This is a genomic window from Arthrobacter sp. BGA-UO-ETr-C19 (assembly GCF_059568005.1).
The window spans coordinates 542,630-559,458 of the sequence record NZ_JCAQPC010000024.1; the positions used below are offsets into that span (position 1 = coordinate 542,630).

Consider the following 16,829-nt stretch of genomic DNA (forward strand, 5'->3'; position numbering starts at 1 on the left):
GCGTACCGGAGGCGCACATTGCCGGACTACAGCTGGGGGACACCGAATGGCACTGCTTACTGCCCGAACAAAGAACGACAGCCCCGCCGGGAGTCGCGGAGGGCCGGATCAGACAGCCGAACCGCGGCGGCTCTCCGGACAGCGGCTGCCTTCGGGGCTCCGGCTCAGCGGCGGCTGGCCCGCACTGGCCGCCGTCGAACTGGTTGTCCTTCTTGCGGTGCTCGCCGCAGCCGTCTTCGTCGCGTCCCGGCTGGAGGCGTGGGGTGAGAAGGGCCTGGACTTCAGCGTCTACTGGTACGGCGGCAAGATCCTCAACGACGCCGGCCTGTCGCCGTCGGGCCTCTACCAACCCACGGTGAACTGGGCAGGCGGGCCGGAACTGCCGTTCACCTACCCGCCGTTCGCGGCACTCCTCTTCAGCTTGCTAGCCAACCTGCCACAGGCCACCGCGCTGCTGCTGTTCAACGCCGCCGGCGTGGCGGTGGCCGCCTGGGTGGCGGCGCTCGGCGTGCGCTACTGGAACAGCAAGCCCAGCTGGCGCAGCACCTTTGCCGCCCCGACCTTCCGGTCCGCGCTCAACCGGCTGGGGGCCATCGTGCTTTTCCTGGCTGTCCTGAATCTGGGGCCGTGGCGCGAAACCCTGGTCTTCGGCCAGATCAACATCCTGCTGCTGGGACTGATGACGGCGGACCTGCTGACCCGCAGCCCGCATTGGCGGAACGGCGTCCCCGGCAGCGGCTTCCTGGTGGGCGTGGCGGCCGGCATCAAGCTCACGCCCATGGTCTTCGGCCTGTATTTCCTGGTGCGGAAGGACTGGCGCGGGCTGCTGAACATGGGCGCCGGCTTTGCCTTCACCGTGCTGCTCGGCTGGGTACTCCGCCCGGCCGAGTCACTCAGCTTCTGGCTGGAGATTCTTCCCGACACGTCCCGGATCGGCGGCGCCGGCTACGTGGACAACCTCTCCATCAAAGGCGCCCTGCTCCACTTCGGGGTTCCGCCGGATGCCGTCAACGTGCCCTGGCTGCTCCTGGGCCTGCTCGTTGTGGGTCTGGGCGCAGCCGTCATCAGGACCGCCAGCAGCCAGGGCGCCAGAGTGGTGGCCATTTGCGCCACGGCACTCACCATGCTCTTGGTCAGCCCCGTCTCGTGGTCGCACCACTGGGTCTGGATGGCGGCAGTGCTTCCGGCGTTCGCGTGGACGCTGCGCGAAACTCCGCGGCGGCACCGGCTGTCGCGCTGGGTGATGGGGGCCGTCCTGGGCGTGTCCACAGTGGTGTTCCTGTTCTCGCCGAAGACCATCGGCACCGCCCTGGGCGCCGAAAACCTTGACCTTCAGACGCCGGTGCCGTGGATCATGGCGTCCAGCGCCGGGGTTTTCTGCGCGCTCGCGATCATGGTGTGCTGGCTCGTGGTCCTCCGGCGCGCTGCCGTGGCGGAGCCGGCGGAATGAGCACCGCACTGGTCACCGGCGTCGGCCGCCTCGCCGGAATCGGCGCGGGGATCGCCCGCCAGCTGGCTGCCGACGGCTGGGACCTGGTGCTGACCTTCTGGCAGGACTACGACGCCCGCATGCCCTGGGGAATCCAGCCGGACGACGTCGCCCGGCTCACCGCCGAACTGGAGGCCACCGGCTCCAGGGTGATGGCGCTGCCCGCGGACTTTCAGGACCCGGGTGCCGCGGACCGGCTAATGGCGGAGGTGGCCGCTCAGGCAGGAACACTGCACGGGATGGTGCTCAGCCACGCCGAATCCGTCGACTCGGGCATCCTGGACACCACCCTCGAAAGCTTCGAGCGGCACTTCGCCGTGAACACCCGGGCCAGCTGGCAGCTGATCCGCGCCTTCGCGCAGCAGGCAGCGGACGACGGCGGTGCGATCGTTGCCCTGACCAGTGACCACACAGCGTTCAACCTGCCGTACGGCGCGTCCAAGGGGGCACTGGACCGGATCGTTATCGCCGCCGCGCGGGAACTCGGGCCGCGGGGCATCAGCGCCAATGTGCTGAATCCGGGGCCCGTGGACACCGGCTGGATGGATGACGAGACCCGCGAAGGGCTGGCCCGGCACCAGCCCGGCGGCAGGCTGGGCACCCCCGCGGACATCGCGGGAACGGTAGCTTTCCTGCTGTCCCCGGCCGGCCGCTGGGTGTCAGGCCAGCTCATCAAGGCCGACGGCGGGTTCTCGGCCTGAGGCTACTTGCTCGCCTAGAACGGGGTAGTGCCGCGCATCCGGCGCGGGCGGCCGTCCGGGTCCACTACTAGGCGGTTTGCAGCTTCGGCCCAGAGACGCTGAAGGGGCGGCACGGGCTCTGTAGTGTGGTGCCGCACATGCCCCTTGGGACGGAGCGAGTGGCGGCCTGTTTCATGCCACTGGTCCAGAGCGTCGGCGGCGGCGTTCCAGAGTTTGAGCCCGGCCGCCGGGGCGTGGAGCCGAGGGTCACTCTGGTCCAGGCCAAGGTGTTCGGCCCAGAGCTGGAGCCGCAGCCCGTAGGCCAGCGGCTGGGAACCGCCGGGGCCCGTGTCTGCGGCTCGTGGTTCCCCATGGCTGGCAGAAGTGTCGATCACGGCGCAGGTGAGCTCGCTGTCGGTGGTCCATGACCGGCGGTTGAAGTTGTCCGATCCGCAGGTGAACCAGATGTCGTCGATGATGCAGATCTTGGCGTGGACATAGATCGGAGTTCCGGCGCTGTTCTCCAGGTCAAAGATCCCAACCCTGTCGGGCGCAACTCGGCGCATCCTGCTGATGGCACGCATCTGCCCGACCCGCTTGGGCGGCCCTCCGAGAATACCGTCAGAGTCCGGGTAGCGGGGCACGACGGCGATCACGTTCAACTCGGGGTTACGTTCGAGTGCCGCTGCGATTCCGGCTGCGACCTCTTCCGACCACAGGTACTGGTCCTCGATGTAGATCAGCGAGCGGGCCTGGGCGAAGGCTTTCGTGTAGGCCCGGGCGATGCTCCGCTCACCGCTGGGCGCGAACGGGAACGGCGGGTGCTTCATGCCGTAGGTGCGCAGCAGCTGCACGGCATGAGGTCCCGCAGGTGGCGGTGGCGGCGCAGCGGCGGGGAGCGGTTCGGGGTGCCGGGGCATATCGGCCAGACGTTGCAGCAACATCCGGTAGGGTGTGCGATGGTCCAGGGGATGGGGGTCATTCCACCGTTCGGCGAACAATTCCAGCACATCTGCCACAACCGGGCCATGCAGTTCGAGTGCGGCATCGTGCCACGGAGGTCGTTGCCCGTAGCGGGAATCCATGGTCACCGCCTGCGGGTCGCCTCCGTGATCGGCATCGTCCCGACGGCTGTGCGAAAGGTCGATCCCGCCCACGAAGGCGACGTCCCGCGAAGGGTCATCACGCCGACGGATGACGACCAATTTCTGGTGATGACAGCCGAAGAGGCGCACACGCTGATCCAACAGCACCTCCCCGCCGGCGTCGTTGATGCGGCGGCTGAGGAGCTCGTTGGAGCGCCAGCTCATCGGGGCCGACACGCGCTCCCCGTGGGATCGCCAAATCAGGCCGCGCACTTCCACCCCCGCTTCGGCTAACTGCGCCAGCAACTCACCGATCGCCGGTCCGTCCGCCGTCAGGCGCTCGTCGGAATCGCCACGCCAGTCGGTGAACCACACACGGTCTCCCGCCTGCAGGGCCGACAGCTCCTCATGCAGGCGCGCGAAGTAGGTGGCCCCATGAATCAGGGGCCGCACGAGGTTTCCCTCCGACCAGGACGGCGATCCCGCATCGCCCGCGTGCACGACGGTGGCTGAATTCCCCCGCTCAGCACCACTCAAGAACCAGGCACCAGCACTACTGTCCACCCGATGTTCCTCGGTCCTTCCCAAGGCCGGGAAATCGTCAGCGTCAGCCATGTGCCCAGTATGCTCTCGGCCATGCGGCCGGGGCGAGAGCCACACCAACCGGGCGCTCACCGGAACGCCGGGAGGCCCGTAATGTGCTGGCCGAGGATCAGGGTGTGCACCTCGTCCGTTCCTTCGTAGGTGCGCACCGACTCGAGGTTGGCCGCGTGCCGCAGGGGAGAATAGTCGAGCGTGATGCCGTTGCCGCCCAGGATGGTCCGGGCTTCCCGCGCCACCTTGATGGCCTCGCGGACGTTGTTCAGCTTGGCCAGCGAGATCTGCTCCGGGCGGAGCCGCCCGGAGTCCTTGAGCCGGCCCAGGTGCAAGGCGAGCATGGTGCCCTTCTGAACCTCGAGCAGCATGTTGACGAGCTTCTCCTGCGTCAGCTGGTACCCGGCCAGCGGCTTGCCGAACTGCAGGCGCTCCATCGAATACCGCAGCGCCGCCTCGTAGGAGTCGCGGGCAGCGCCCATGGCACCCCAAGCGATGCCGTACCGGGCCTCGTTGAGGCAACTGAACGGGCCGCTCAGTCCCATGGCACCCGGCAGCAGCGCCTCCGGACCCAGCCGGACGCCGTCGAACGTCACATCGCACTGGATCGACGCGCGCATGGACAGTTTCTGCCCGATCGGCGTGGCGGTGACGCCCGCCGTGCCGGCGGGCACGAGGAAGCCGCGGACGCCGTCGTCGGTCCTTGCCCAGACCACCAGAACGTCGGCCACGGAGGCGAGACCGATCCAGCGCTTGGCGCCGTCCAGGACCCAGCCGGCGTCCTCGCCGGTCCCGTCCTGCCGCGCGGTGGTGGTCATCGACGACGGGTCAGAGCCCGCCGTCGGCTCGGTCAGCGCGAAACAGCCGATCAGCTCGCCGGCGGCCATCCGGGGGAGCCACTCCTGTTTCTGGTCCTCGGATCCCCATCTGTGGATGGCGGTCATCGCCAGTGAACCCTGGACCGAGACGAACGTGCGGATTCCGGAGTCCCCGGCCTCCAGCTCCATCGCGGCAAGGCCGTACTCGACGGCGGAGCGGCCGGGGCAGCCGTAGCCCTCCAGATGCATGCCCAGGACGCCCAGCTCGCCCAGCTGCGCGGGCAGGTGCAGAGGGAAGACACCCTGCTCGTACCAGTCCGCGATGTCGGGGCGGATCTGTTGGTCGGTGAAGTCCCGGATCCGCTGCCGCAGGGCCAGCTCATCGGGGGTCAGCAGGGAATCCAGGGCTAAAACATCCGAAGGGTCCGGGAGACCGTACTCGGCCGAAGCTTCCGCAGGATCAAGGGCGTCATTGCTCATTGCAGCATCCTACGTGCCCTGTGATCCCGTGCCGCGGGTTACCGGCCGCTTTCTACCGGTCCGAGGGAACCCGCGTCCCGCCGAGGAAGTACCCGCGGGTTGACGGCAGAAACCGGCAGACCGCGGCCAGCACCACGCCCAGGGCCAGCAGCACCACTCCGCTGACAAAGGCCCCGCCCACACCGAAGATCTGCGTGTTCCCGTAGGCCGGATCCCACATCTGCGCCGCAGAGATAAAGAAGGCCGCGGTCAGCAGCAGCGCCCCGAGCAGCGGGAGAATTCCGCGGAACCACAGGTTGCGGGCAGACGCACGCAGGGTGTCCCGGAAGTACCAGGCGCAGGCAAAGCCGGTGAGGGCGTAGTAGAAGGCGATGAACAGGCTGATGGAGCTGATGGAATCGGACAGCAGGTTCTCGCTGAGAAAGCTCATGGCCACGTAGTACACGATGGCGGCGGCGCCCATGACCTGGGTGGAGAAGCCTGGGGTCTGGTTGCGCTCGTGGACCTCGCCGAACTTCGGCGGCAGGGCCCGGTGGACGCCCATGGACAGGGTGCCGCGGGCTGTGGGCAGGATGGTGGTCTGGGTGGAGGAGAGCACGGATGCCAGCACCGCCACCACGATCAGCCAGCCCCATGGACCCAGCACCACGTCCTTCATCGCCAGGAACACGTCGTCCTGGTTGTCGGCGTTGGCCAGCCCGATTCCCTCTGTTCCCACGGACGAGTACATCATCACCAGCAGCGCCACGGAGACGTAGATGGCCACCAGCACGAATGCCGAGATGACCGCCCCGCGGCCCGGGGTGGTGGCCGGGTTTTCGGTTTCCTCGTTAACCGCCAGACAGGTGTCCCAGCCCCAGTAGATGAACAGGGCCAGCAGGATGCCGTGGACCACCGCGCCGGGGTCGGCGAACGCTCCGGCCGGGTTGAACCATTCGACGTCGAACGGCTGGCCCGCCGGCGCCCCGCCGGTCAGGCCGGCGATGCGCAGGATGACCGCCACGGCGAAAATGCCCAGCGAGATGTACTGCACGTACGTCAGGGTCCGCTGGACGTGCTCGCCGAGCCTGATCCCGCGGTAGTTCACGAGGGTCATGAAGGCGATGAAAACGACACCGGTGGCCGTCACCACCGCCTTGTTCCCCGCCAGGGACCCGTCGCCGATGAGGAGCCAGAGGTACTGGCCCGCCACCTGCGCCAGGTTGGCCAGGACCACGACGCCGGCCAGGGCCATGCCCCAGCCGCCCAGCCATCCCGCCCACGGGCCGAAGGCCCGGCGGGCCCAGATGAACGTGGTGCCGCAGTCCGGCATGGCGCTGTTGAGCTCGCGGAAGGCGTAGGCGATGAACAGTACCGGGATGAAACCCAGGACCAGGATCAGCGGCGTGTAGTTCCCGTTGACCGCCACAATCAGGCCCAGCGTCGCGGCAAGCGAGTACACCGGAGCGGTGGAGGCGAGGCCCAGCATCACGGAGTCGCCAAGGTCCAGGATGCCGGCGCGGAGTCCCTTGCCGGGGACGGCACCGCCGGGCTGGCCCCCGGCGCCGCCGGCCGCCGTCGTCGTTCGGGTTCTCATAGGGCTATACCTGCCTTGTTCGCGTTGGCCTGTGCCGCCTGGACGCTCAGCGGCGCCGGCGCGTCAATGGTGTTCGGGACGAAGCGGCAGAAATAGTCGGTGACCGGCCCGTCGGACTCGCGGATGCCGCAGCCCACCGATTCGCCGTCCACCACCCACAGGCCCAGGACCGGATGGCTGCCGTCGAAGTCCGGGAGGGGGTGGTACTGCTGGTAGCACCAGCCCTCGCGGCCGTACCCGCCGGGCTTCTCCAAACTGATGCCCTCGGCGTGGATCCGGATGTTGTCGCCTTCGCGGCCGTGCAGCGGCTTGGCAACCCACTCCCGCAGCGGGCCCGGATCATTGAGGTAGGCGGGCAGCAGGTTCGGATGGTCCGGGTAAAGGTGCCACAGGGCGGCCAGAAGCGCCTTGTTGGAGAGCAGCATTTTCCAGGCCGGCTCCACCCAACGGGGATTGTGCGAGCGCTGCAGCAGCCGGTGGCCAAACGGCTCCTTCATCATCAGCTCCCACGGGTAGAGCTTGAAGATGGTGCTGATCATGAAGTTGTCCATGTCCACGAAGCGCTTCAGGTTCGGGTCCCAGCCGATGTCCGACATGTTGATGCCGATGGTGGTCCACCCCGCCTGGCTGGCCACGTCCCGCATGTAGGCGGCCGTCATCCAGTCCTCGCCTGACTCCTCGGCCTCGGAGTGGGCCACATGCAGGGTGCTCATCCCCGTGCGGTACTGCAGCTTCTTCCACTGCCGGATCAATGCCTCGTGGATGCCGTTCCACTGGTCCTTTTCCGGGAAGACGTCCTGCAGCCAGAACCACTGGGCCACCGCGGCCTCAATCAGCCCGGTGGGGGTGTCCGCGTTGTACTCCAGCATCTTGGCGGCGCCGCCCTGGCCGTCATAGATGAAATCGAAGCGGCCGTAGATGTCCTGGTCCCCGGCCTGCAGCGACTCGGCGGCCAGCTCCAGCGCCTGGGGGCCGATGCCGATGGGGCCCATGGCGCCCGTGGCCAGGAACTTCGCGGCCTCCAGGCACATCCTGTGCATGTCCTCGGCCGTGACCTCCAGCGCCTCCACCTCGTCCATGGTGAATTCGTAGTAGGCGGCCTCGTTCCAGTACTCGATCTTCTTGCCGCCGGGCAGGGTGGTGGTGGAAAACACCAGGCCCTGCTCTTCAATCTTCTGCTTCCAGTCCGGCCGGGGCTCCGAGAGTAACCGCTTCACGCCTAGCCTCCCGTGCTTCCGCCCTTGGAGCTGCTGCCGAAGCCGCCCCTGCTGACCGTGCCGCCCTTGCTGGTGTAGCCCGTGGCCGTTTTGGCCCCCTGCGGCACCGTCCGGGTGAAGTTCGGGTAGGCCGTCCTGTTCTGGCCGATGCCCGGGACGCTGGCCCCGCGCGCATAGAAGTACCAGGCGTAGAGGGCGCCCCCGCGTCCGGCCGAGCTGTTGCACTGGGTGTCCTCAACGCGCTCGCCCGTCTGCTCGTTGAAGCAGACCTGGGCGTAGTCAGGGTCCTGCTCGTTGCTCGCCACGATCGCCGTGATCGTGCCGGCCAGGAGCGCCGTAACGCCGAGGCCCACCACCACCGTGCGGCGCTGCGACCGTTTCTTCCGGGCTGCCGCATCGCGCTCACGGTCACGCGCGAACGGATCGAAGACTGGGCTGGGCTGGGGGAATCCCGTTTGATTCTGGGTTTCCCCCGGGGTCTCACTGCCCGGGGTTTCCGCACTGGGCTTTCGGTTGCCTGGCTTTCCCTTGCCTGGCTTTCCGCGGCTTTCCTCTCCGGGCGTGCCGGGGGTCAGCAGTTCGGGGTGGAGCTCAGGCTTGGGCACCTGCCATGGCGGCGGCTTCGCCGGACCGCCGGGCAGGGCGTCCCCGCGGGACCTGTCGTCGTTCCGGCCCCCGTCAGCGTCCTTGCTCGGGTCCTTCTCCGGGTCCATGGTTCCCCCTGCTGCTCCATGCTGTTGGTGGCCGGAACGCTAGGCCGCGGCCGGCGGAACCGGCTGTCCGTCCAGCCGGTAAATACTGCAGCAAGCCTAGTGGCTGGAGCGTGCTGCGGTGAATAAATTTCCACTCCCGGCCGTGCGGCGGAAATACCAAAAGCGCTGGTCAGGCCGAGAACCTAGACTGGTGCCATGCACACAGCCACTCTTCTTGCCGTTTGCCGGGTCCACCAGCTCCTTCCGGACGAGGGAAGTGTGGGCGTCACGGCCATCGACAAGCGGCCCGTGGACGGGCCGGTGAAGGTGCACAAGCTCGGTTTGCACGGCGACATCCAGGCCAGCCGCATCCACCACGGGGGAGAGGACCAGGCGCTGTACGCCTATTCCCAGACCGACGCCGACTACTGGATCGGAGAACTGCAGCGCGAACTGCCGCCAGGGACCTTCGGTGAGAACCTGCGCGTCGCAGGGATCGAGACCACGGGCGCCGTCATCGGTGAACGCTGGCGGATCGGGCTGGACGTTGAGGTTGAGGTCACCTCGCCGCGTGTTCCGTGCGCCACCTTCCAGCGGCGCATGGACGAAGCCCAGTGGGTCAAGCGCTTCACGTCGGAAGGCCGGGTGGGCGCCTACCTGCGGGTCATCAAGACCGGCTCGGTGCAGGCGGGCGACCACATCCACCGGCTCTTCGTGCCCAAGCACGGGGTGACCATCGGCCGCTGGTTCAGCGAGCCCGACGTCGACGCCCTTGAGGCACTGCGCGACGCCGAGGCCGACGGCGAAATCCGGCTGCAGCCCGAGTACCACGACCGGTTCGAGACGATGCTCCGCCACATCGGCCGCTAGCACGGCGGAGCTGGCCCGGCGGCCCTGCCGCGTTTTCTGCAGAAAGGCCTTGTGTGCGTAAGCTCACCGCCCCTGCTGACCCCTCGGTTCGTCCACATGCGGGGTCATGCCCTACACTAGAGATATCCCCCACTCCGGAAATCCCTTATTCCTGCCCAATTTTTGAGGCAGGACTGGCAAGTGTTGGGGCCCGCAAATGTGATGCGGGCAGTTTCATAGGGAGAGCCGGCTGAAGAAAACGCTGTACAGACTGCTGGGATAGCAGCCAAGAGATGCAGTGTGAAGTCCTGCCACGGGATTGCGAAAGCGCCGGACTTCTAGTGACCGGCCGGTCAATGAATGCCCGGCGCCCACGGCACATGTACTGCGGCTCCGCTCACCTCGGGTTGTGCCGCCTGGCCCCCTATGGATGAGGAATTTTTCCCTATGCCCGAAAATCACGACAACGCCAACCAGACGGCAACCGCCGAAACCGCCAACGTTGAATTCACCGAGGCTGCTGTCCCCGCAGCCGAACCCACCGAGGCCGCAGCCCCCGCAGCCGAACCCACCGAGGCCGCAGCCCCCGCAGCCGAGGCCGCCGAGGCCGCAGCCCCCGCCCCTGAGGCGGAAGAAGAAGGCGTCCGCTTCGCCGATCTCGGCATCGACGGCCGCGTCCTCGCCGCGCTGCAGGACGTCGGCTATGAAAAGCCTTCACCCATCCAGGCAGCAACCATCCCGCTGCTGCTTGAAGGCCGCGACGTCGTGGGCCTCGCCCAGACCGGCACCGGTAAGACTGCAGCATTCGCAGTACCGGCACTGTCCCGCCTGGCCGAGCTCCACGACCTCAACGGCCCGTCCCGCAAGACGCAGGCCCTGGTCCTGGCTCCGACCCGCGAGCTCGCGCTCCAGGTTGCCGAGGCTTTCACCTCCTACGCCAAGCACATCGATGACTTCACCGTCCTCCCCGTTTACGGCGGCTCCGCCTACGGCCCCCAGCTCGCCGGCCTGCGCCGCGGTGCACAGGTTGTTGTCGGTACTCCCGGCCGAGTGATCGACCACATTGCCAAGGGCTCCCTGGACCTGTCCGAGCTGCAGTACCTGGTGCTGGACGAGGCCGACGAGATGCTCCGCATGGGCTTCGCCGAAGACGTGGAGCAGATCTTCCAGCAGACCCCGTCGGACCGCCAGGTGGCACTGTTCTCCGCCACCATGCCGAGCCAGATCCGCCGGATGTCCAAGCAGTACCTGAACAACCCGGCCGAGATCTCGGTGAAGTCCAAGACCACCACCGGCGCCAACACCCGCCAGCGCTACCTGCAGGTTATGGGCCCGCACAAGCTCGATGCCATGACCCGCATCCTCGAGGTCGAAGAGTTCGACGGCGTCATCGCGTTCGTACGCACCAAGATGGCTACCGAGGACCTCGCCGACAAGCTGCGCGCCCGCGGCTTCCAGGCTGCCGCCATCAACGGCGACATCCCGCAGCAGCAGCGCGAACGCACCGTTGACGCGCTCAAGGAAGGCCGCATCGACATCCTGGTTGCCACCGACGTGGCCGCTCGTGGCCTGGACGTCGAGCGCATCAGCCACGTGGTCAACTACGACATCCCGCACGACACCGAGTCCTACGTCCACCGCATCGGCCGGACCGGCCGTGCCGGCCGGTCCGGCGACGCGATCCTGTTCATGACTCCGCGCGAGAAGTACCTGCTGCGTTCCATCGAGAAGGCCACCCGCCAGCCTGTGGAGCAGATGCACCTGCCCACCGCAGAGACCGTCAACACGCTGCGTCTGGGCAAGTTCGCCGAGCGCATCACCGAGACGCTCGAGTCCGAAGACGTGGCGGCATTCCGTGACCTGATCGCGTCCTACGAGGAAGAGCACAACGTGCCGGCAGCAGAAATCGCTGCGGCACTGGCCGTGATGGCCCAAGGCGGCCAGCCGCTGTTGGTCAAGGAACTGCCTGCTGCCCCGGAGTACCAGAAGCGCGAACGGTCCAAGGACGGCTTCGGCTCACGCGGTCCGACCCGTGCCCTCACTGAGGGCAACGCCACCTACCGGATCGCCGTCGGACGGCGCCAGCGCGTCATGCCGGGTTCCATCGTGGGCGCCATTGCCAACGAGGGCGGCATTTCCTCGTCGCAGATCGGCGGCATCGACATCCGCTCGGACCACTCGCTCGTGGAGCTCCCGGCCGACCTGAGCCCCGATCAGCTGAAGGCCCTGTCCCGCACGCGGATCGGTGGCGAGCTGATCCACCTCGAGCTGGACTCCGGCCGCAAGCCTTCCGGTGACCGTGGCGGCTACCAGGGCAACCGTGGCGGCGACCGCGGCGGCAACTTCAAGGGCGGCGGGGGCTTCAAGAAGGAGTTCCGCAAGAATGACGGCGAGCGTTCCTCCGCTGACCGTGGCGGCCGCTCGTACAGCGAGCGTTCCGAGCGCGGCTTCGGCGGCGACCGGGGTCAGTCCAGCGACTCCCGCTTCGGCGGCCACGGTGATGGCGCACGCAAGCCGCGCCACGGCAACGAGGGCGGCCACCGCGACTTCAACCGCAAGGGCAAGTGGTAACCACCGTCTGGTGATGAACCAAGCATCCGAATAGAAACAGGCCGGCTGACCAGCCGGCCTGTTTCTGTTTAAGGCCGTTCCACCTGCCCGCGTGTACGCTTCGTCACATCTACGCCCCGAAAGGTCCTGCAGGGGCTTCCAAAAGTGGCCAGCAGCCCGCTCCAGGCCCGTATTTCCGCGGTTTTTCGACCCATGGAACCCCGTGCCGCCGCCGATTTGTTGAGTGTGAAATCTTCCGGTAGAGTATTTACTCGTTGCCCCCCTAGCTCAGTGGTAGAGCGCGTTCTTGGTAAGAACGAGGTCACCGGATCGATTCCGGTGGGGGGCTCGGAATGAGGGCCTGTGTCAAGGCGGTCTTGACCGGCTTGACACAGGTTTTTCTCATTCGTGGCGGTGTAGCTCAGTTGGTTAGAGCGCACGACTCATAATCGTGAGGTCGGGAGATCGAGCCTCCCCACCGCTACAGAATCTGCAGGCCAGAGGCATTCAGCCCCTGGCCTGCTTTTGTTTTTGGGTAATGGCGTCCCCAGCCCGAGCCGTCGTGGGGCACTTTGGCGGAGTCGGCGTCGAAATTTACGACGGCGGCCGGCGTGTCCCGTGTCGAAGTGCCCCATCTTGGACTGGCTCCGCGACGCAAAAGCTTGTGCCACCCCCAATCAGGAGAGCCTAATTTCAAGTTTCTTAGGCTCGGCAGCATTACCGGCCGGGGTGCACACCCCGGCCGCAGAATGATGCCGTGGGGGGGGAACACAGTGGAGTGGTTTGGTGAAGGCGGCGTGGACCGCCGTGCGCTTCTGAATCTGGGGCGGATCGCGGCCGCCCGCGCAGGGCTCCTTGCCCTGGCTACCGTTCGAGGCCTGACGAAATAGCCCCGCACCGCCTTTGCGGCGGTGCGGGGCTATTTGGCTGCGGGGCTATTTAACTGCGGGGCTCCCGCGCAGGCTTAAGCCTTGGTGACGCTGATGCGCACGTTCGGGCACGAGCCGGCGTAGCGGATCAGGGCTGCCTTCTCGGCACTGTCCACGCGCAGCCCCCACCGGATCTTCACCGCGATCCAGTTGCCGATGTACTCGCAGCGGTTCGCCGGCGGCATCCAGGCCTCCGGGCCCTTGGCCTGCTTGGCGGAGTTCAGTGCCGCCGTCTGCGCGTTCAGGGACCGGCCGTCGCCGAGGTCGTTGTAGAACGCCACCCGGCGTGCCTGCGACCAGTAGCGGGCACCGGAACCCCACGCCTCATGGACGGGCACGGTGTGATCGATCTCCACGGCTGACGCCAGGGTGTGCGTGCGGTTGTCCCACCTGGTCACCCAGCGGCCCGTGCGCACGGTGCACCGGCGCGCGGTGGTGTACGTCGCGGCCACCTTCGCCTCCTGCAGCAGGACCTCGGCCCGGGTGTTCTGGCAGTCGCGGTTGGTGTCCTGCCAGGTGCCGAAGTAGCGGGTCCGGTCGTAGCCGGCGTTGTTCTCCGCGGCCACCGTGAGGGCACGGGCGGCGGTGCGCAGAGGTGCGGAATAGTAGGTCGCAGCCTCGGCGGGGACTGCCAAACCGGTGAGCAGCAGGCCGGCGGCCACGGCGGCGGCCGACAGCGACCGGACCCAAAGGCCGGACGTGACGGACGCGGTGATGGCCACCACCCGGCGTCGGGCCTCTTTGAACGGCCCGGTGAACGGTCCCCTGTGCGCAATCGGGCCTGCGTGATTGGACGTGCCTAGCGGCTTGATTCCCCCATGACGATTCCTGGAACGGTACGAGTTGCTTGATGCGTCAACCAGCATGCCAGCCGGAACAGGGGAGAACCGAGTCCTTGATCAGGTCTTGATGCAATCCTGTGGCAACGCTGCGGATGGCCCCGGAACCCGCGGAACCGTTGTCATCCCGGTGGCATGAACCTAAGGTCGGACTACACACCGCAGCGGACAACAGGAGCCGGCATGGCCAGACTGATCTACTCAGGACTCATGTCCCTCGACGGGTACATCGCGGACCGGGACGGCAACTTCGACTGGGCGGAGCCGGACGCCGAGGTGCATTCCTTCGTCAACGACCTGCAGCGGCCGGCGGGCACCTACCTGCTCGGGCGCCGGATGTACGAAGTAATGGCCGTCTGGGAGCATCCGGAGGACTTCGGCGAGATACCCGGCTACATCCGGGACTTTGCCGACCTCTGGAAGGCAGCGGACAAGGTGGTCTTCTCCCGCACCCTGCAGGATGTGACCACCGCCAGGACCAGGATCGAGCGGGAGTTCGACGCCGACGCCGTCGGACGGCTCAAGGCAGAGGCCGGCCGGGACCTGGCCGTGGGCGGCGCCGACCTCGCCGCGTCAGCCATCCGCGCCGGGCTGGTGGACGAGTTCCAAATGTTCCTCACGCCCGTAGCAGTGGGCGGCGGCAAGCGCTTCCTCCCGGACGACGTCCACCTCCCGCTGGAGCTGCTGGAGGAGCGGCGGTTCGGCAACGGCACGGTCTTCCTCCGCTACGCCAACCGGACGTGATGGCCCGGCTGGGGCACAGGTTTGGGACACAATGGGGACATGACCCGTATCGCAATCATTGGCGGCCACGGCAAGGTGGCCCTGCATCTGTCCGCTCTCCTTACGGAACAGGGGCACAGTGTCACGTCCTTCATCCGCAACCCGGACCACGTGGCGGAGGTCGCCGCCACCGGTGCGACGCCGTCGGTCCTTGACATAGAAAAATCGACGACGGCGGACATCACCGATGCCCTCCGGAACCACGACGCCGTGGTCTGGTCAGCCGGCGCCGGGGGAGGGAACCCGGCCCGCACGTATGCGGTGGACCGCGACGCCGCCATCCGCTCCATGGACGCCGCCGCGGAGGCCGGCGTCGGGCGCTACGTGATGGTGTCCTACTTCGGCGCTGGACCGGACCACGGGGTTCCCGAGGGGCACAGCTTCCACGCATACGCCGAGGCCAAGGCCGCCGCCGACGAGTACCTCCGCGGGACCGAGCTTGAATGGACCATCCTGGGGCCAGGGTCGCTGACCGAGGGGCCGGGGAACGGGCTGATCGAGGTGAACCCCGATGACGCCAGCTCCGGCACACAGACGTCGCGCGCCAACGTGGCCATCGTTGCCGCCGCGGTGCTGGACTTGCCGGGAACCGCAGGCCGGACCATCCAGTTCCGCGACGGCAAGCAGCCGGTGGCGGCCGCGCTGGACGCCCTGCAGCAGCGCAGCTAAAGCCCGTGGACCAGCTGGCACTCATCATCGGGCTCCTGCTCGCCACCGTGGTGGCCGTAGGCCTCGGGGACCGGCTGCGGCTGCCCTATCCGGTCCTGATGCTGCTCCTGGCCGTGGCGCTGACATTCATCCCGGGCTTCCCGGACATCGAGATTCCGCCGGAGCTGATCCTGCCGATCTTCCTCCCGCCCCTGCTGTTCGCCACTGCGCAGCGGAGCTCCTGGGCCGTCTTCCGGGTCCGGTGGAGGACCCTTATCCTGCTCGCCGTGGCCCTCGTGGTCATCTCCACTGCCGTGGTCGCGGGCGCCGCCTGGATCATGATTCCGGGGATCGGCATCCCGGCCGCCATCGCACTGGGAGCCATGGTGGCACCGCCGGATCCCGTTGCGGTGGAGTCTGTGGCCGGCCGCGTGCACATGCCCCGGCGCCTGATCACGGTGCTTCAGAGCGAAGGGCTCTTCAATGACGCCGCCGCCATTGTCATCTTCCAGGCAGCCGTTGCCGCCGCTGTCGGCGGCACCAGGATAGGGCCCGACGTCGTCCTCAAGTTCGTCGTGGGAGCGGCACTTGCCGTCGTGGTCGGCATTGCCATGGGCTGGCTGACGTCGCTGATCACCCGGCTGGTGGCATCCATGGTGGCCCGCAGTGCCGTGACCCTGGTGGTGCCCTTTGCCGCCTACATCCTCGCGGAGGAATTCCACGCCTCAGGCGTGATCGCCGTCGTGGTCACCGCCCTGGAGATGCAGCGGCACACGCGCCCGCAGGACGCCGCCGAGCGGGTGACCCGGACCGCCTTCTGGGACGTCGTGGAGCTGCTGGTGACTGGGCTTGCCTTTGGGCTCGTGGGGCTCGAGATCCAGGATGTTGTCCGGGCGGAAGGCTCCGCGATCTTCGGGATGGCGGGGACCGCCGTCGTGGTCTGCGTCCTGGTGTTCGCAGTGCGGTTCGGCTGGCTGGGACTGCTGGCCGTGTCCGCCCGCAAACGGAAGAACCTGCTGCAGCCGACCTCCGCGAAAGAGGTCCTGATCCTGACCTGGTGCGGCATGCGCGGGCTGGCCACCCTGGCCCTGGCGCTGGCACTCCCGGTTGCGCTCGCCGACGGCACGCCGTTCCCGGCGCGTGACCAGGTGCTTGTCACGGCGTGTGCGGTGCTGCTGGCCACGCTGGTGCTGCCGGGGCTGACCCTGCCGTGGCTGATGAAGGTCCTGAAGGCGTCCCAGGACGGCACGGAGGAGCGCGATGCGGCCCGGCTGCTGGCCCGCCGTGCCCAGGCGGCCGCGGTGGCCGCGCTGAAGGACCACGAGCTCGTGAAGGAGCTGCCGCCGGAGAAGGTGGCGCTGGTGAAGGAGAAGATGACCCGGCTCCATGCCGAGCTGCTGGACGGAAGCCTCCGCAACGAGAGCCTCGCCGAGAAGCGTGAGCGGGGCCGGGAGCTGGCCATCACGGTCCAGACCATCGCCCTGGACGCCGCGCGGCAGGAGGTCGTCGCAGCCCGCAGTGAGCCGGACATGGATCCCGAGGTGGCGGACAGGGTGCTGCGCCAGCTCGACCTGCGGACCATGATCATGCCGGAGTAGGG

The 16,829-nt window shown here is 67.6% G+C and carries 13 protein-coding genes and 2 tRNA genes; 9 read left to right on the forward strand and 6 right to left on the reverse strand.

Annotated elements, in window-relative coordinates:
• Nucleotides 1-46: 46 nt before the first annotated feature.
• The gene (locus tag AC57BR_RS21385) at nt 47-1,450 is read left to right on the forward strand and encodes a glycosyltransferase 87 family protein (protein WP_496364258.1); all 1,404 of its coding nucleotides are present in this window, start codon (nt 47-49) and stop codon (nt 1,448-1,450) included.
• Nucleotides 1,447-2,190 (forward strand): SDR family oxidoreductase, encoded by a 744-nt coding sequence (locus AC57BR_RS21390; RefSeq protein WP_496364260.1) that lies wholly within the window; start codon nt 1,447-1,449, stop codon nt 2,188-2,190. The genes AC57BR_RS21385 and AC57BR_RS21390 overlap by 4 nt, the downstream gene beginning before the upstream one ends.
• A 14-nt stretch (nt 2,191-2,204) precedes the next feature.
• Here AC57BR_RS21390 and AC57BR_RS21395 read toward each other — a convergent pair whose 3' ends face one another.
• Genes AC57BR_RS21395 through AC57BR_RS21415 form a run of 5 tightly spaced genes read right to left on the reverse strand, consistent with a single transcriptional unit; the run spans nt 2,205 to nt 8,652 of the window.
• The gene (locus AC57BR_RS21395) at nt 2,205-3,869 is read right to left on the reverse strand and encodes a phospholipase D family protein (protein WP_496364262.1); all 1,665 of its coding nucleotides are present in this window, start codon (nt 3,867-3,869) and stop codon (nt 2,205-2,207) included.
• Between the two features lie 56 nt (nt 3,870-3,925).
• Complete coding sequence (locus AC57BR_RS21400; RefSeq protein WP_496364264.1) at nt 3,926-5,146, reverse strand: acyl-CoA dehydrogenase family protein; 1,221 nt, start codon at nt 5,144-5,146, stop codon at nt 3,926-3,928.
• 52 nt (nt 5,147-5,198) lie between these two features.
• Nucleotides 5,199-6,722: an APC family permease gene (locus tag AC57BR_RS21405; RefSeq protein WP_496364266.1), complete on the reverse strand. Its 1,524-nt coding sequence runs from the start codon at nt 6,720-6,722 to the stop codon at nt 5,199-5,201.
• Complete coding sequence (locus AC57BR_RS21410) at nt 6,719-7,939, reverse strand: glutathionylspermidine synthase family protein (RefSeq protein ID WP_496364268.1); 1,221 nt, start codon at nt 7,937-7,939, stop codon at nt 6,719-6,721. The genes AC57BR_RS21405 and AC57BR_RS21410 overlap by 4 nt, the downstream gene beginning before the upstream one ends.
• Nucleotides 7,940-7,941: 2 nt before the next feature.
• On the reverse strand, nt 7,942-8,652 hold the full coding sequence (locus tag AC57BR_RS21415; protein WP_496364270.1) for a Tat pathway signal protein: 711 nt from the start codon (nt 8,650-8,652) through the stop codon (nt 7,942-7,944).
• Nucleotides 8,653-8,847: 195 nt separating this feature from the next.
• Between AC57BR_RS21415 and AC57BR_RS21420 the strand changes: the two genes are divergently transcribed.
• From AC57BR_RS21420 to AC57BR_RS21435, 4 genes are all read left to right on the forward strand, one after another.
• Nucleotides 8,848-9,501, forward strand: coding sequence for an MOSC domain-containing protein (locus tag AC57BR_RS21420; RefSeq protein WP_496364272.1), 654 nt, complete (start codon nt 8,848-8,850; stop codon nt 9,499-9,501).
• A gap of 426 nt (nt 9,502-9,927) precedes the next feature.
• Nucleotides 9,928-12,051 carry a DEAD/DEAH box helicase gene (locus AC57BR_RS21425; protein ID WP_496364274.1) on the forward strand — a complete coding sequence of 708 codons (2,124 nt, stop codon included), beginning with the start codon at nt 9,928-9,930 and terminating at the stop codon, nt 12,049-12,051.
• Between the two features lie 256 nt (nt 12,052-12,307).
• Nucleotides 12,308-12,379: transfer RNA gene (locus tag AC57BR_RS21430), tRNA-Thr, on the forward strand.
• 61 nt (nt 12,380-12,440) lie between these two features.
• Nucleotides 12,441-12,514 (forward strand) — tRNA-Met (locus AC57BR_RS21435).
• A 480-nt stretch (nt 12,515-12,994) separates the two neighbouring features.
• Here AC57BR_RS21435 and AC57BR_RS21440 read toward each other — a convergent pair.
• Nucleotides 12,995-13,684, reverse strand: a complete 690-nt coding sequence (locus tag AC57BR_RS21440; protein WP_496364276.1) for an HNH endonuclease family protein — start codon at nt 13,682-13,684, stop codon at nt 12,995-12,997.
• A 297-nt stretch (nt 13,685-13,981) separates the two neighbouring features.
• Here AC57BR_RS21440 and AC57BR_RS21445 point away from each other — a divergent pair, with 297 nt between their 5' ends.
• Genes AC57BR_RS21445 through AC57BR_RS21455 form a run of 3 tightly spaced genes read left to right on the forward strand, consistent with a single transcriptional unit; the run spans nt 13,982 to nt 16,827 of the window.
• Complete coding sequence (locus AC57BR_RS21445) at nt 13,982-14,542, forward strand: dihydrofolate reductase family protein (protein WP_496364278.1); 561 nt, start codon at nt 13,982-13,984, stop codon at nt 14,540-14,542.
• Between the two features lie 39 nt (nt 14,543-14,581).
• A complete protein-coding gene (locus tag AC57BR_RS21450) occupies nt 14,582-15,250 on the forward strand; it encodes an NAD(P)H-binding protein (RefSeq protein ID WP_496364280.1) in 669 nt (222 codons plus the stop codon).
• Between the two features lie 5 nt (nt 15,251-15,255).
• Nucleotides 15,256-16,827 carry a Na+/H+ antiporter gene (locus AC57BR_RS21455; protein ID WP_496364282.1) on the forward strand — a complete coding sequence of 524 codons (1,572 nt, stop codon included), beginning with the start codon at nt 15,256-15,258 and terminating at the stop codon, nt 16,825-16,827.
• Nucleotides 16,828-16,829: the final 2 nt, after the last annotated feature.

Coding starts and splice junctions, on each gene's coding strand:
- AC57BR_RS21395 (WP_496364262.1), bottom strand. CDS start 3,869: ATGGCTGACGCTGACGATTTCCCGGCCTTGGGAAGGACCGAGGAACAT.
- AC57BR_RS21390 (WP_496364260.1), top strand. CDS start 1,447: ATGAGCACCGCACTGGTCACCGGCGTCGGCCGCCTCGCCGGAATCGGC.
- AC57BR_RS21445 (WP_496364278.1), top strand. CDS start 13,982: ATGGCCAGACTGATCTACTCAGGACTCATGTCCCTCGACGGGTACATC.
- AC57BR_RS21400 (WP_496364264.1), bottom strand. CDS start 5,146: ATGAGCAATGACGCCCTTGATCCTGCGGAAGCTTCGGCCGAGTACGGT.
- AC57BR_RS21450 (WP_496364280.1), top strand. CDS start 14,582: ATGACCCGTATCGCAATCATTGGCGGCCACGGCAAGGTGGCCCTGCAT.
- AC57BR_RS21420 (WP_496364272.1), top strand. CDS start 8,848: ATGCACACAGCCACTCTTCTTGCCGTTTGCCGGGTCCACCAGCTCCTT.
- AC57BR_RS21385 (WP_496364258.1), top strand. CDS start 47: ATGGCACTGCTTACTGCCCGAACAAAGAACGACAGCCCCGCCGGGAGT.
- AC57BR_RS21405 (WP_496364266.1), bottom strand. CDS start 6,722: ATGAGAACCCGAACGACGACGGCGGCCGGCGGCGCCGGGGGCCAGCCC.
- AC57BR_RS21415 (WP_496364270.1), bottom strand. CDS start 8,652: ATGGACCCGGAGAAGGACCCGAGCAAGGACGCTGACGGGGGCCGGAAC.
- AC57BR_RS21425 (WP_496364274.1), top strand. CDS start 9,928: ATGCCCGAAAATCACGACAACGCCAACCAGACGGCAACCGCCGAAACC.